We start from the raw sequence: 14609 nt of genomic DNA on the forward strand, positions 1-14609 counted from the left end.
GACGAGATTTAAATTGAAACTATGAATGAAGGCTTGATCACGACGATATCGTACGATAGTCACAGGATATTTTAAGCGATTGTATTGGAAAATATATGGGCTTGAAACAAAAGTAACTTGATTGATATTGATCATATGCCTGACTTGCTCAATTTGAGTCTACAACGCAAACCATTGATGAAATATCAAAACACCCTAGAAAAGATGAGAATTCTAAGCGAGCAAAAAAGTGAAAACGATTGGTTTATTAGGCGGAATGAGTTGGGAATCTACAGACTTGTACTATCAACAGCTGAATAAAAGCGTTCAACAAAAATTAGGAAAATTACACTCTGCAAAAATTGTTTTAATCAGTGTTGATTTTGCTGAGATAGAAATATTACAGCGTCAAGGCTTATGGGACGATGCAGCACTGTATTTAACAGAGAAGGCTATTCAGTTGGAGAAAGCAGGGGCAGAAGGGATCTTACTGTGTACCAATACTATGCATAAAGTTGCTTCTGCTATTGAAAGCTCGGTCTCAGTTCCATTTATTCATATTGTTGATGCAACAGCAAAAGAAGTTTTAAATCAGAACATTGGCAAAGTCGGTTTGTTAGGTACTCAATTTACCATGGAACAGGACTTCTATAAGCGTCGGTTAGAAGAACAAGGCATCAATGTACTAACGCCTAACCAAGACCATCGACAGATGGTTCACAATATTATTTATGATGAATTGTGTTTAGGTGTGATCAAGGAAGAATCTCGTCAGAAATACATCCATATTGTTGAGCAGCTAATATTAGAGGGTGCTGAAGGTATTATTCTAGGATGTACAGAAATTTGTATGCTCATTGGAGATACTCAGTTTTCTGTTCCGTTGTTTGATACAACGTCGATCCATGTGCAAGCTGCTGTGGATTTTGCTTTGTCTTGACCTTTTTGAAGTGGGTATTTGTATCAATAAAAAAGCTCCCGAAGGAGCTTTAAATACTATATAAGCAAAGGCTTACATAATTTTCACACCTTGTTGACCCGCAGGGGTAACTTTGAAGATTTCTACTTCAAACGTGATATTTTTACCTGCGAGTGGATGGTTGAAATCCACTTCAGTGATATCTTCACCGACAGTTTTAACCACGCCAAATAGACTTTGTTTGGCTTTGTCTTCAAACTCAATCATGTGGCCTTCAACAGGACGTTGTTCGAATTTTACTGTATCGAATTTTTGCACATTTTCAGAATTCCACGGACCGAAAGCATCTTCTGGTGGAAGGCTAACAGTACGACGGTCACCTGCACGAAGACCAAATAAGGCTTTTTCAAAACCTGGCAATAAACTGCCATCCCCGATCACTAAGCTTACAGGCTCTTCACGGCTACGTGTGTTATCAATTTCAACACCACTTTCGATGGCAACAGAAAAATGCAGTTCTACTTTTGAGCCATCCGCAACACGCGTTTCGTCATTGGGGTTAATCATTTGTTCAGTCATTTTGCGCTTCCGCACGTTGAATACGATGCTTTTCTAAAAAGAAGGTATCAATTAACAATAAAATCGTACCGAGAGTGATCGCACTATCGGCAATGTTGAATGCAGGGAAACTACTGCCTTGGTAATGCAAATGAATAAAATCGACCACATAACCTAATGTCACCCGATCAATTAAATTCCCCAATGCACCGCCAAGAATCAATGCGATTGCAGCAGGTAAGATCAGCGTGGTTTTTGGCATACGCATAAGCCAAAAAATAAAGATGATCGATACAACGCCTGCAAGACCTGTGAATAAATAATGCTGCCAACCGCCCGCATCAGACAAGAAGCTAAATGCTGCGCCGTAATTATGCAGTAATGTCCAATTTAAGAAGGGCAATACAGGTATAGGCTGAGCATAAGTCAGCTCTGCACTTGCAATGTTTTTTGTCCATTGGTCAATGATAATGGCAAGGACAGAAAGTCCAAGCCACATCAAATTATGTGGATAAAACTGTAATAAGCCCTTTTTATTTTGCGGATTAGGCATATTTTCTCTCTTCGCCTTGACCTGTAGGAAGGTTAATAATACAACGAGAACAAAGCCCTGGATGTGCATGATGTGTATTCACATCTGGAAGAACATGCCAGCAACGTGCACATTTTTCGCCTTCAGCAGCAGAAACTTTAACACGTAGGCCTTCAAGTTCTGTTGCTTCACCTTGCTCAGCATAGTCATAAACAATCGCTTGAGAGGTGATCAAGACAAAACGAAGCTCATCGCCCAATTGCTTCAAGACGTTTTGTAGGTCTGTATTTGCCCAAAGTTCAACTTTAGCAGACAGGTTACTACCAACCAATTTAGCATTACGCGCTGTCTCAATCTGTTTATTAACCGCAGATTTGACTTCAATTAAGGTTTGCCAATCCGCTTCAGAGATCAAGTTGGTGCTTGATGCCACTGGAATATCATACCAATGCGCTGTAAATACATATTTTTCAGTTTGTTCTGGAATCAATGGCCACGCTTCTTGTGCTGTAAAGCTCAAGATAGGGCTCATCCAACGAACAAAGGCTTGAACCAAATGATACAACGCAGTTTGAGCAGAATGACGTGCTGTGGAGTCTGCTTTAGTCGTGTATTGGCGGTCTTTGATGATGTCTAAGTAGAAACCACCCAAATCATTGATACAGAAACTGGTCAAAGCATTGGTGACGACATGGAAGTTCATATCTTCATAAGCTTGTTGAATGGTTTTCTGTACGTCTGCTGCACGTTGTAAGATGTATTGATCCAATGCAATCAATTGATCTACAGGTAACGCATCTGTTGATGGTTTAAAGCCATTCAAGTTTGCCAATAAGAAACGTAAAGTATTACGAATACGACGATAGCTGTCACTTACACGGCTAAAAATTTCGTTACTTGCGGCAATTTCATAACGATAATCGCTTGATGCAACATATAAACGTAAACCATCAGCACCTAACTGCTTAATGATGTCTTCAAGTGGGATAAAGTTACCCAATGATTTCGATAATTTACGACCTTTTTCATCCACGGTAAAACCATGCGTAAGCAGGGCTTTATAAGGTGCGCGTTTATGGATCGCAATCGACGTGAGCAATGAAGACTGGAACCAACCACGATGTTGGTCAGAACCTTCAAGATATAAATCAGCAGGATCTTGCAGTTCTGCACGTTCACGCAATACTGCATAGTGCGTTGTACCTGAGTCAAACCATACATCGAGCGTGTCACGAACAGCATTGTACTGTTCAGCATCATCACCGATAAATGCTTTGGCTTCACGGTTATACCAACCATCAATGCCTTCTTTTTCGATGAGCTTCGCCACATCTTCAATGAGCTCTGCGGTACGAGGATGCAATTCATTGGTGTCTTTATGTACAAAGAATGGAATCGGCACACCCCAAGTCCGTTGACGAGAGATACACCAGTCTGGGCGGCCTTCAATCATTGACTTGATACGGTTTTTACCCCAATCAGGGACAAAGTCGATGTCATTTTCAATCGCATTTAAAGCATCTTGGCGTAACCCATTCGCATCCATGCTGATAAACCACTGTGGGGTTGCACGGAAGATGATTGGTGTTTTATGACGCCAGCAATGTGGGTAACTGTGCTTAATTGGCAGATGCGCCCAGAGTTTGCCAGCATCTGTTAATGCTTCAATAATTTTTGGATTGGCTTTATAAATGTGCTCGCCTGCAAAAAGAGGCGCAGTCGGTAAATATACACCATTACCACTTACAGGGTTTTCTACTTTTAAGTTATAGATTAAGCCAACTTTATAATCGTCCACACCATGTCCAGGTGCAGTATGCACAGCACCTGTACCACTGGTTGCGATGACATGTTCACCTAAAATTACAGGTACTTGACGATCTACAATCAATGGATGTTGTAATTGTAAGTTTTCGAGCGTCGCACCAACAAAGTCAGCCAATACTTTTGGTTGTTCAAGTTTGTAACGTTCACATGCAGATTCAACTAAATCTTTGGCTAAGATTAAGTTTTGTGTGCCACGCTCAGACTGAACTTCCACCAATTGATAGGCAATATCTGCATGTAAGGCAACTGCTTGGTTCGCGGGTAATGTCCACGGTGTCGTTGTCCAAATCACGATATCTGTTGGATTACTAACGCTGACACCCACTTTTGCAGACAAATCAGCAAGATCTACAACACCGAAACCCACATCAATTGCATCAGATTTTTTATCTTCATATTCCACTTCTGCTTCAGCAAGTGATGATCCACAATCCATACACCAGTTCACTGGTTTTAGACCAGGTTCGATATGGCCTGCTTTGGCAATTTCACCGAGCGCGCGAACAATATCTGCTTCTTGTTTGAAGTTCATGGTGAGATATGGATTATCCCAATCTCCAAACACGCCCATACGAACAAAGTCTTTTTTCTGTAATTCGACTTGGGTATATGCATATTCACGGCAGGCTTTACGGAAAGTCGATGCGTCAACTTTTACGCCAACTTTACCGATTTTTTCTTCGACTTTGAGCTCGATTGGTAGACCATGACAGTCCCAACCTGGAACATAAGGTGCGTCAAAATCATCTAAAGTGCGACTTTTAACAATAATGTCTTTTAAAACTTTATTGACGACATGACCTAAATGCAATGAACCATTTGCATATGGAGGACCGTCATGCAGAATATATTTTTTCTTGCCAATACGCGAAGCACGAATCTGCTGATAAATGTTGTCGGCATACCACTCTTCTAACCATTTTGCTTCACGTACTGCGAGATTTGCTTTCATTGCAAATTCAGTACCTGGTAGGTTTAGCGTGGCTTTATAATCCACTGCATTTTCAGAAGTTTGCTTATCGCTCATGCAAGTTGTCATCCAATATTATCAGCACCATTGCTGACGCGTTTTACAATAAAAGTTTAAGTTAAAAAGGAAATTTGGGGGTGTTTTTGCGAAACTCAAGCAAACGCTCGACATCATCATCAATTCCCGCCTGAAGCGCTTCAAGTGATGGGTAATTTAATTCACCATGTAAATAGTCGAGGAAAGTGACCCGCATTAACAGACCATACAGATTAGCAGAAACATTTGGAAAATGTACTTCTAATCGCCATTCTGGATGTTCTTGTTTGATTGCAGGGCGTGTTCCCACATGGCCCGCACCAAATAACGCATCTGTTTGATAACCAGCAATACCGATTTTATCGGGGTTCTCAGCTTTGACTTTCTGTGTCAATGAGGTGCTTTCGCAAATAACATCGACGGCATAAATACCACTTAAACAAGGTTTATGACGGCCAAGTCGAACATTGATGGTTGGAAAATTCAAAGTACGACCAATTTGATCACCATATTGCACACGACCAATCATGCTGTATGGACGACCCAATAATTTTGCTGCAAGTGATAAGTCACCCGCTTGAAGAACTTGGCGAATACGGGTTGAACTGACACGTTCGCCATTAAATTCAATGGTATTGAGATTGGTGACATCAAAACCATATTGTTTTAAAAATTCACTATTGCCTTGACGGTCTTTGCCGAAGTGAAAATCATCACCTAAGATCAAACTTTGCGCATTGAGTTTGCTTTTTAACAGGCTTGCAAAGTTTTCTGCACTTAAGCTACGGAATTGATTATCAAATTTAGCGATAGCAATATAATCGACACCCAATTCAGATAAATATTCTACTTTTTCTCTGAGTGATGAAATCCGTGGTGGTGCTTCATAACCTTTGAAAAACTCTAAAGGTTGCGGCTCAAAAATCATCACCAAGGTTTTTAAATTTTGGGCTTTAGCCACTTCTTTGAGTTGAGAAACCATCGCCTGATGTCCCAAATGGACACCATCAAAATTGCCAATCGTCACAGCGGTTTGGGGCAATTGAAAATTTGGTGCTAAGGCATTTAGACGTAACAGCTGCATGGTTTCAAAATAAGCTTAAAATTTGAAAGGACTATATATTGCCATAATCTCACAGTTTCGTCTTTGTTGTTGTGTTTTTATCCAGAAAAAAATGACTGAGAATACTTTGATATCAGTAAAATTGATTCATTTTATGAAATTAAATCAATTTTATTTATTAAAAGATGCTTTTATAATCAATTTATCTGCTGAAATGAGGATGAAGCGATGAAAAAGCCATTTTACCAACTTGAACAAACAGGTGATGTGATTCGACAGTTTACGCCAAACTGGTTCACCATGACCATGGGAACAGGGGTTGTTGCACTGATCTTGCCTGAATTTCCGTTTGCATCTGATTTTTTATGGCAGCTGGCAACTATTTTGTGGCAGTTTAACACGCTACTGTTTACTGTATTTATCATACTGTATGTTCTACGCTGGCTCATCTATCCTCAAGAAGCGAAGCAGATTTTTTCCCATCCCGCAATGGCACTCTTTTTAGGTGCAATTCCAATGGGGTTGGCAACGGTATTAAATGGCTTTTTAAAATATGGCATACCCATTTATGGTGATGTTGCGTTCCAAATTGCGCAGTTGTTGTGGTATGTCGATGTGGTTTTAGCGGTGAGTATCGGGGTGCTGGTACCGTTTTGTATGTTCCACAAACAAGATCATCAATTGCATACAATGACTGCAATGTGGTTATTGCCGATTGTGGCCTGTGAAGTTGCAGCAACTTCAGGCGGTTTACTTTTAGCGCATACGCATGTTAGTCAACAGGCGGTGGGTATTTTATTCACCAGTTACATGCTGTGGGGGATGTCTGTATTGCCTGCTTTTGGGATTCTCACCATTCTAATGTTACGTTTGGCTGTACATCAATTGCCGAGCAAAGAGTTGGCAATTACCAGCTGGTTAGCTTTAGGGCCAATTGGTACAGGTGCGTTGGCACTCTTGATTCTAGGTGCTCAGGCTCCTGAGGTTTTGGCATTGATTCAGTTAGAAAATTTAGGTGTGTTCTTTCAAAATGTTGGGATCGTGGCAAGTTTTATTTTGCTGGGCTTTGGTGTGTGGTGGGTCGCAATCGCAGTTCTAACCACACTCAAACATGCGGCAACTGAGCTACCATTTAATCTCGGTTGGTGGGGGCTAACTTTCCCACTGGGTGTATTTACTTTGGCAATATTGAGTTTAGGTCACCAATTACATCTCAGTTTTATTGTAGATACAGGCTTAGCATTTGCTGCAATTTTGATGATGTTGTGGGTGATGGTGATGAGCAAAACTTTGCAGGGAATGTATCAAGGGAATCTGTTTTTCTCTCCTTGTTTAAAGACTTTTTTAGAACGTGAATAAACAGAAAATGTTGTTGATCAGTCTATAAAAATAATCATTAAGAACCGATGGAAAAAGCGTCCAAACCCAATTGTCTATTGATTACAGTTGGGCTTTTTTAATATTGAAATACAAAATAAATGCTATATAAGCAGTATGATGTTGGTTTGAGAAAATTTAAAAGTGGATGAATATTACAATCAATGAGGATTCAAAAAGCATTTGAACCTGTGCTAGAAAATGTGATTAACCATTTTAGTCGCAGCTTTGTAGAAGATTTACATAGCATCTATGTTTATGGCAGTGTTGCTCAAGGCATTGCAATTATCGGTCAGTCAGATTTAGACCTATGTGTTGTTTTTAAAAATAAACCAAAAAATTTAAATGAAAAGATTGCTGAAATAAGCGTAAATCTTAAGGTTTTACACCCATTTCTACCTAAAGTTGATATCGATATTGGTTTTCTAGATGAGGTTTTAAATAAGCATTCCCTACAAAGTTGGGGAGCATGGATCAAATTCTTTTGTCAGCATATTTATGGAGAAGATTTATCTGCGCTTTTTAACGATGTTCAGATTAATCGCGAGGTAATTAAGGCGATAAATAGTGGTTATGATACAGATATACAAGGTTATTTACGCATATTAGAGGCATCTGATAAAACAGCAAAAGAATTAATCAGCCTTAAGAAATCTTTAATTAAACGGATAATACGACTGCTTCCTTTGACATTGGACAATATAAAAGGATGGCCATGCCATTTAAATGATACTGTGGCACAAACGATAGATGTATATCCTGAACAAAAAGCAGTGTTTCAATACTTGTTAAACGAACTTGATCATCCAAATGTACCAAGTGAGACCTCTATCCAAGAAATAAAAAGCGTTTATTTGTGGATAGATGCTCACATTATATAAAAATAAAAAAAGCAGCCTTTTGGCTGCTTAAAATAGGTTAAATTTATAATTATGATTTATCTTTTAAGCTAAAGAACCAGTTGAGTATCAATGCTGCAAACGTTGCAGTACCAATACCACCCAAGTTGAAATCACCAAATTGAAGGGCAAAGTCACCTGTTCCTAAAATGATTGTTACTGCGGCAACCATCAAGTTTTTATTTTGAGAAAAATCGACTTTATTTTCAATCCAAATCTTCGCACCCGCAATGGTAATTAAACCAAAGACCACGATTGAAGCACCTGTTAAAATCGCTGTTGGAATGGTATGAATCACTGCGCCAAATTTAGGTGAAAACCCTAAGAAAATTGCAAAAATACCAGCAATGACAAAAACAATCGTAGAATAAACACGAGTAACGGCCATTACACCAATATTCTCACCATAGGTGGTCATACCAGGTGCACCGACACCACCAGAAAGCGTGGTTGCAATACCATCTGCAACAAAAGCTTTACCAATTTGTGGATCTAGGTTTTCGCCAGTCATTGCACTGACTGCTTTGATATGGCCCAAGTTTTCTGCCACCAGAATTAAAGCAATCGGAGCAATAATTAACATTGCATTGATATCAAAAACAGGTGAATGGAAAGTGGGCGTACCAAACCATGCAGCTTGTTGAATAGGCGTGAAATTAATCGGCGTTCCATTTCCCATTACGTTTGCAACAATGAAATAGATCAAATAAGCCAATAACAACCCGACCAAAAGCAATAAGCGTTGTAATAGACCTTTTGTGAATACAGCAATTGAACCCATACAGAGTACAGTGACCAATGCCATCCACATATTAAAGTCATTACCAGCGACACCTTTCACCGTAACAGGTGCGAGGTTTAGACCAATGATCATTACCACTGCACCAGTCACTACTGGTGGCATGAGTTTTTCAATCCATTTGGTCCCCGTTGCCATCACGAGCAAGCCAAACATTGCATACAACACACCACATGCCATGATCCCACCAGCTGCAATAGCTAAATTTGCGTTTGGCGTACCTGTACCTGATGCAGCATAGCCAGTTGCAGCAATTACTACTCCAATAAAGGCAAAGCTTGAACCTAGGTAACTTGGAACACGACCACCCGTAACAATAAAGAATAAGATGGTACAAATTCCTGACATTAAAATGGCAAGGTTTGGGTCAAAGCCCATTAAAAAGGGGGCGAGTACCGTTGCACCAAACATAGCAAATGCATGTTGAATCCCTAAAACGACACTTTGCGCAGGCGGTAAATACTCATTGGTACCGACAGGTCTTGCATCAATGCTGCCAGAATAAGGACGCCATTTGGGAAACCAGTTGGACATAAATTGAGCACTCAAAAAACAAATTGGACACATCATACGCTTTCTTTTCGAGAGTTTTAATCATTTTAGTCAAACTAAGCATTTGCATTTATTAGGGAAAATTGGTGTTTTGTACCATTTGGTCAAATAATTAAATAATGTTAGTGCGTAAAATCAAAGTATTAAAAAAAATTGTGTGTAAAAATTTAAAAAAAATCCGATTTTGCGATTGGTCAAAAAAAGTTATTGCTGCTTTATAATATGTGAAAAGTTTCGCGTTTTTTAAAAGGAGAGGAGAATGACAGATCACATTCTCCTCGCTTTAGAATTAAGATAATTTTTATAGGGTGGCTTAACCCGTATTACGTAAACCTGCCGCAATCCCAGCAATACTGACCATCAGTGCATGATCTACCGGGGTATGTTCTGCATGACAGTCAGCCAAATATGCACGTCGACGTTTCATTAATTCGGCTTGTAATAAATGTAAGGGCAGTAAATACGGCTTACGTACTTTCATGGCTTGATCAAGCACATCATTGGAACTTAAAAGTTCCGACTCACCTTTCATTGCCAAGAGCGTTTGTACGGCATCATGTAAGCGTTTACGTAATTCTGCACCAAGTACTTTTAAATCTTCATCATCGGTAAGGTGAGATTCATAATACAGTGCAATATTTGAGTCGGCTTTAGATAGCACCATTTCCAACATATCAATTAAAGTTTGGAAATAAGGCCATTCTGTTAACATTTCATCTAATACTGCTTTTTGGCCTTGATCAATCACTTGGTTGATCGCTGCGCCAGTACCCAGCCAAGCAGGAAGCATTAACCGGATTTGTGTCCACGCAAAAACCCAAGGAATAGCACGTAAAGATTCGATTCCACCACTGACTTTACGCTTTGCAGGGCGTGAACCGAGGGGTAACATTTGCAACTCAAGTTCAGGGGTGACAGTACGTAAATATTTTACAAAATGAGGGTTTTCACGCACAGTCTGACGATAAACCTGAACAGATAAATCTGTCATACTGTGCATTAAATCTCGCCAAGCTTGTTTGGGAATAGGTGGTGGTAATAATGTTGCTTCTAAGGTTGCAGCAGCATAAATTTCCAAATTTTGTAAGGCAATTTCTTCTAGACCAAACTTAAAGCGAATCATTTCACCTTGTTCAGTCACACGAATTGCACCTGAAATTGAGCCCGGTGGTTGAGAAAATAATGCTTGTTGAGTTGGTGCACCACCACGACTGATTGAACCGCCACGGCCGTGGAACAAGGTCAATTGAACGCCATGCTGTTTGGCAATTGCGGTCAACTCTTCTTGCGCACGATACTGGGCCCAGTTTGCTGACATAAAGCCAGCATCTTTGGCAGAGTCCGAATAACCAATCATGACTTCATGTTTGCCTTGAATATGTTGTTTATACCAGTGCATATTGAACAGGGTACTCATGGTACTTGCAGCACCATCTAAGTCTTTCAAGGTTTCAAATAAAGGAACAACGCGTAGTGGGTGTTCAATTCCTGCTTCTTTTTGGAGTAATAGTACCGCCAAAACATCACTCGGATATTCAGCCATTGAAATGATATAAGCGCCCAAGCTTTCTTTGGGTTGTTCAGCCAAAGTACGCATGGTTGCAAAGACTTCTTGAACATCAAGATTTTCAATCAGACTACCTGATGGTTCATTTAAATGTTTAGGCAATAACGGGCGTTTGCTTTGTAATTCTTGTAATAAGAAATTTTGGCGAGCTTGTTCTGTCCATGTCTCAAAATTGCCTAAACCAAGATATTCAGTAATTGCTGAGATGGCTTGGCGATGACGACCTGACTCTTGACGAATATCCAGTTTAAGTAATTCAATGCCAAAACAATTTACCCGATAAATAAAGTCGAGCAATTTACCATTGGCAATCTCAGGTAAATTACATGCCATCAGTGAGCGATAGCAGAGCAGTAATGGTTGTAATAATTCATCTTTATGGCGAATGATTAAACTGCGATCTACATCAGAATGTTGACCACGTAATTTATCTGCTAACCATTGACGAGTTGCTTTGAGGCGTTCACGGGTCGCACGCAAATATTCGCGGTAAGGTTCAGGATGGCTATAACCCAAAGCTTGAAGTAGCTCATTGGAATAGGCTTCAATCGAGAGTTCCCAACGAAGATCTTCAATATCACGCACATAAAGGTCAGCCGCTTTCCAGCGCGACAACCACAAAACTTCTTGAGTAATGTTATGCGTAACATTTGGGTTACCATCACGGTCACCCCCCATCCAAGATGCAAAACGAATTGGAGAAATATCTAAAGGCAAGGCCTGTGCACAATTGTCCTGAACGAGGTCATCCAATTCACGTATGAATTTTGGAACTGCATTCCATAAGGTCTGTTCAATCGTGGTAAAGCCCCATTTTGCTTCATCTATCGGAGTCGGGCGGTGTTGACGGATTTCGTCAGTTTGCCATGCGGAACAGATCAATTGTTTTAAATCAGTCAACACATCTGCACGTTGCTTAGGTGTCAGTTTTTGCTGATCAAAAGTAGACAGGCAATGATTAATGCCATCATATTTTTGGATTAAAGTACGACGACTAACTTCAGTTGGATGCGCCGTGAGGACCAACTCAATTTTTAATTCACAAATTTGTTTATAGAGCGTTTCTGTTGAAATTTGCTGATCTTTAAACTTGCTAAATAAATGATCCAGCACATTGGGTGATGGTGAATTTTCATCGCACTCACTTTGACGACGACTGCGTACAACGTGATATTGTTCAGCAATATTGGCAAAATTTAGAAAGTGTGAAAAGGCGCGGGTGAGTGGCAGAATTTCATCATCTTTTAAATTTAAAAATAATTGTTCAAGTTGTTTTTCTGCTTCAATTTGACCATCTCGAGCGCCTTTACCTAAAGCCCGAATTTGTTCAATTTGATTAAACAAATCTTGTCCTGCATGTTCTTTTAGCGTTTCGCCTAAAAGGTTTCCGAGTAAGCGTACATCTTCACGCAGCGGAGCATCAATTTGTTGAACCATTTGTTACTCTCCAGTTCTTGTTATCTCGAATATAACGTGATTCCACCACAATCCAAGTGACTCCCTACAAAAGTATGTAAATGACTGTGCAAGAAGTCGACTTTGACTTAATTTTAATTTGGATATTTAGCTTTATTTTTTGCCCTTTTTATATCAACAAGCCTATGCGATATGCATTGAGTATGCCTTAAACAAGAATTGGACATTATTTTGTTTTTAAATAATTTTAGTTGGGTTTATATTTCAGCATAAATAAATCAATACTTTCGGCGATGATTTGCTGTTTTTCATCTTCCGTAGGAATTTGGCGAATCCCCAATAAGACCTCGTGGTGTCGAACACCCAATAATAATGACAGAATTAGATTAATTTGTTTTTCAATGTCATCTGCTTGAATAAATTTAAGTGTGCCTGCTTGTTGGAAAAAATCTTGCCAGACTGCACACATTCTTTGATGGGAAGAATTATAAAACTGTAAAGCCAAAGGATTTTTCTCTGCGGCAAGTTCTAACAACAAATGCTCGAGTTTAATGGCTTCAGGTAAGCTAATAACAGTGAGTGCCAATTCGCATGCCTGAAAAAAATGCGCATAAAAATCACTTTGAACATTGAGTCGTAATGGTCGAGCATCAATAGATGCTTCACAGGTTGCTTCAATGGCACAGCAAAATAAAGTTTCTTTATCTTGAAAATGGTTATATACCGTCAGCTTTGTGACGCCAGCTTCTTTGGCAATTTGGTTCATGCTTGAACCATGATAACCCAATTTTAGAAATAGCTTTTTGGCGGCTTCCAAAATGTGTTTCCGTTTTTCTAAGTCCTTTGGACGTCCAGCGGTTGTTTGCACAATAATTTCCAAAAAAAAATAGGTTAATTACTCTATACACAATTCACAATTACTGTACCATGCAGTATATTAATTAAAAAATGAGCAAATAAATATACTCATTCTATTTTGCCCGAAAAAATGCATTTGATTAAGAGCCTTGCCTATGCGTAGTTTAAATTTAATGATCACGAGCCTATTGGTATTGTGTAGTGTAACAATAGTGGGGTGTAGCAAACCAGCACCTGAAGCGGAACAAATTCCCTTGGTGATGGTAACCCAACCTGCAACATCACATGAAGATCAAAAAAGTTATGCGGGGGATGTCCAAGCTCGACAGCAAACAGCATTGGCATTCCGTGTCGGGGGACAAATTACAGAACGCTATGTCGATGTTGGTGCTCGTGTCAAAGTTGGTCAAGTCTTAGCAAAGCTTGATGTGAAAGATGCCCAGCTACAATTGAACTCAGCCAAAGCACAACTTGAAAGTGCGCAATCTGCGGCCAAGGCCGCAGCAGATGAATTTAAACGCTTTCAGCAACTCTTACCGATCAATGCTGTGAGTCGCTCACAATATGATTCAGTCAAAAATCAATATGATTCTGCTCAGGCAAGTTTAAAACAAGCCCAATCCAATTATGATGTGAGCGCCAATCAAACCGGCTATAACCAATTGATAGCCAATAAAAATGGGGTGATTACCCAACGTAATATTGAAACTGGACAAGTGATTTCAGCAGGACAAGCGGCATACCAGCTGGCGATTGATGGGGATCGTGAAGTGGTGATAGGTGTCCCTGAACAAGCTATTGCAGAGATTAAAGTCGGTCAAAATGCATGGGTAACTTTATGGTCTAAACCTCAAGATCGATTTGCTGCCTATGTTCGAGAGATTTCTCCAGCAGCCGATCAGTCACGTACATTTATGGTCAAAGTGGCTTTAAAAGAAGGGCAGTCCGCGATTCAACTTGGGCAAAGTGCGCGGGTATTCTTTAATCAAAATATTCAAAATGTATTGAGTGTACCTTTATCTAGCGTCTCGGCAAATAACAATCAAGCCTATATTTGGGTACTGAATCCAGACCAAACCATTCATAAGGTTTCCGTGACTTTAGGCAGCTATGGTCGTGACAATGTTACTGTCGTGAAAGGGTTAAATCCTGGACAATGGGTGGTTGTAGGAGGGGTACATTTACTTCGTGAAAAGCAAAAAATAAACCCAGTAGACCGTGAAAATCGTGCTGTAACTGTTCAAAAAGGAGCATGAT

The 14609-nt window shown here is 39.8% G+C and carries 11 protein-coding genes; 4 read left to right on the forward strand and 7 right to left on the reverse strand.

Annotated features, from left to right (window positions below):
• Positions 1-229 precede the first annotated feature (229 nt).
• Entirely contained in the window at positions 230-919 is a 690-nt protein-coding gene (locus ACG9ZL_RS14645) for an aspartate/glutamate racemase family protein (protein WP_419360550.1), read from the forward strand.
• A 72-nt stretch (positions 920-991) separates the two neighbouring features.
• On the opposite strand, the gene ACG9ZL_RS14650 is transcribed toward ACG9ZL_RS14645, so the two are convergent.
• From ACG9ZL_RS14650 to ribF, 4 genes are all read right to left on the reverse strand, one after another.
• Positions 992-1477, reverse strand: a complete 486-nt coding sequence (locus ACG9ZL_RS14650) for an FKBP-type peptidyl-prolyl cis-trans isomerase (RefSeq protein WP_004818226.1) — start codon at positions 1475-1477, stop codon at positions 992-994.
• Complete coding sequence (lspA, locus tag ACG9ZL_RS14655) at positions 1470-2009, reverse strand: signal peptidase II (RefSeq protein WP_419360552.1); 540 nt, start codon at positions 2007-2009, stop codon at positions 1470-1472. The genes ACG9ZL_RS14650 and lspA overlap by 8 nt, the downstream gene beginning before the upstream one ends.
• Positions 2002-4842, reverse strand: coding sequence for an isoleucine--tRNA ligase (ileS, locus tag ACG9ZL_RS14660; RefSeq protein ID WP_004718871.1), 2841 nt, complete (start codon positions 4840-4842; stop codon positions 2002-2004). The genes lspA and ileS overlap by 8 nt, the downstream gene beginning before the upstream one ends.
• 61 nt (positions 4843-4903) lie before the next feature.
• Complete coding sequence (ribF, locus tag ACG9ZL_RS14665; protein ID WP_419360553.1) at positions 4904-5905, reverse strand: riboflavin biosynthesis protein RibF; 1002 nt, start codon at positions 5903-5905, stop codon at positions 4904-4906.
• A 207-nt stretch (positions 5906-6112) separates the two neighbouring features.
• Here ribF and ACG9ZL_RS14670 point away from each other — a divergent pair, with 207 nt between their 5' ends.
• Together ACG9ZL_RS14670 and ACG9ZL_RS14675 are read left to right on the forward strand one after the other, a co-directional pair.
• Positions 6113-7243, forward strand: coding sequence for a TDT family transporter (locus tag ACG9ZL_RS14670; RefSeq protein WP_419360554.1), 1131 nt, complete (start codon positions 6113-6115; stop codon positions 7241-7243).
• A 182-nt stretch (positions 7244-7425) separates the two neighbouring features.
• Entirely contained in the window at positions 7426-8142 is a 717-nt protein-coding gene (locus ACG9ZL_RS14675) for a nucleotidyltransferase domain-containing protein (protein WP_419326907.1), read from the forward strand.
• A 49-nt stretch (positions 8143-8191) separates the two neighbouring features.
• Here the strand turns inward: ACG9ZL_RS14675 and ACG9ZL_RS14680 are convergent, their stop codons facing one another.
• From ACG9ZL_RS14680 to ACG9ZL_RS14690, 3 genes are all read right to left on the reverse strand, one after another.
• Positions 8192-9493: a solute carrier family 23 protein gene (locus ACG9ZL_RS14680; protein WP_336952566.1), complete on the reverse strand. Its 1302-nt coding sequence runs from the start codon at positions 9491-9493 to the stop codon at positions 8192-8194.
• Positions 9494-9824: 331 nt separating this feature from the next.
• A complete protein-coding gene (gene ppc / locus ACG9ZL_RS14685; protein ID WP_419360556.1) occupies positions 9825-12515 on the reverse strand; it encodes a phosphoenolpyruvate carboxylase in 2691 nt (896 codons plus the stop codon).
• A 226-nt stretch (positions 12516-12741) separates the two neighbouring features.
• On the reverse strand, positions 12742-13362 hold the full coding sequence (locus ACG9ZL_RS14690; protein ID WP_336952564.1) for a TetR/AcrR family transcriptional regulator: 621 nt from the start codon (positions 13360-13362) through the stop codon (positions 12742-12744).
• A gap of 145 nt (positions 13363-13507) precedes the next feature.
• Here ACG9ZL_RS14690 and ACG9ZL_RS14695 point away from each other — a divergent pair, with 145 nt between their 5' ends.
• On the forward strand, positions 13508-14608 hold the full coding sequence (locus ACG9ZL_RS14695; protein WP_419326908.1) for an efflux RND transporter periplasmic adaptor subunit: 1101 nt from the start codon (positions 13508-13510) through the stop codon (positions 14606-14608).
• Position 14609: the final 1 nt, after the last annotated feature.

Origin of the sequence: Acinetobacter legionensis (assembly GCF_048551735.1) — a bacterium.
Lineage (GTDB): Bacteria > Pseudomonadota > Gammaproteobacteria > Pseudomonadales > Moraxellaceae > Acinetobacter.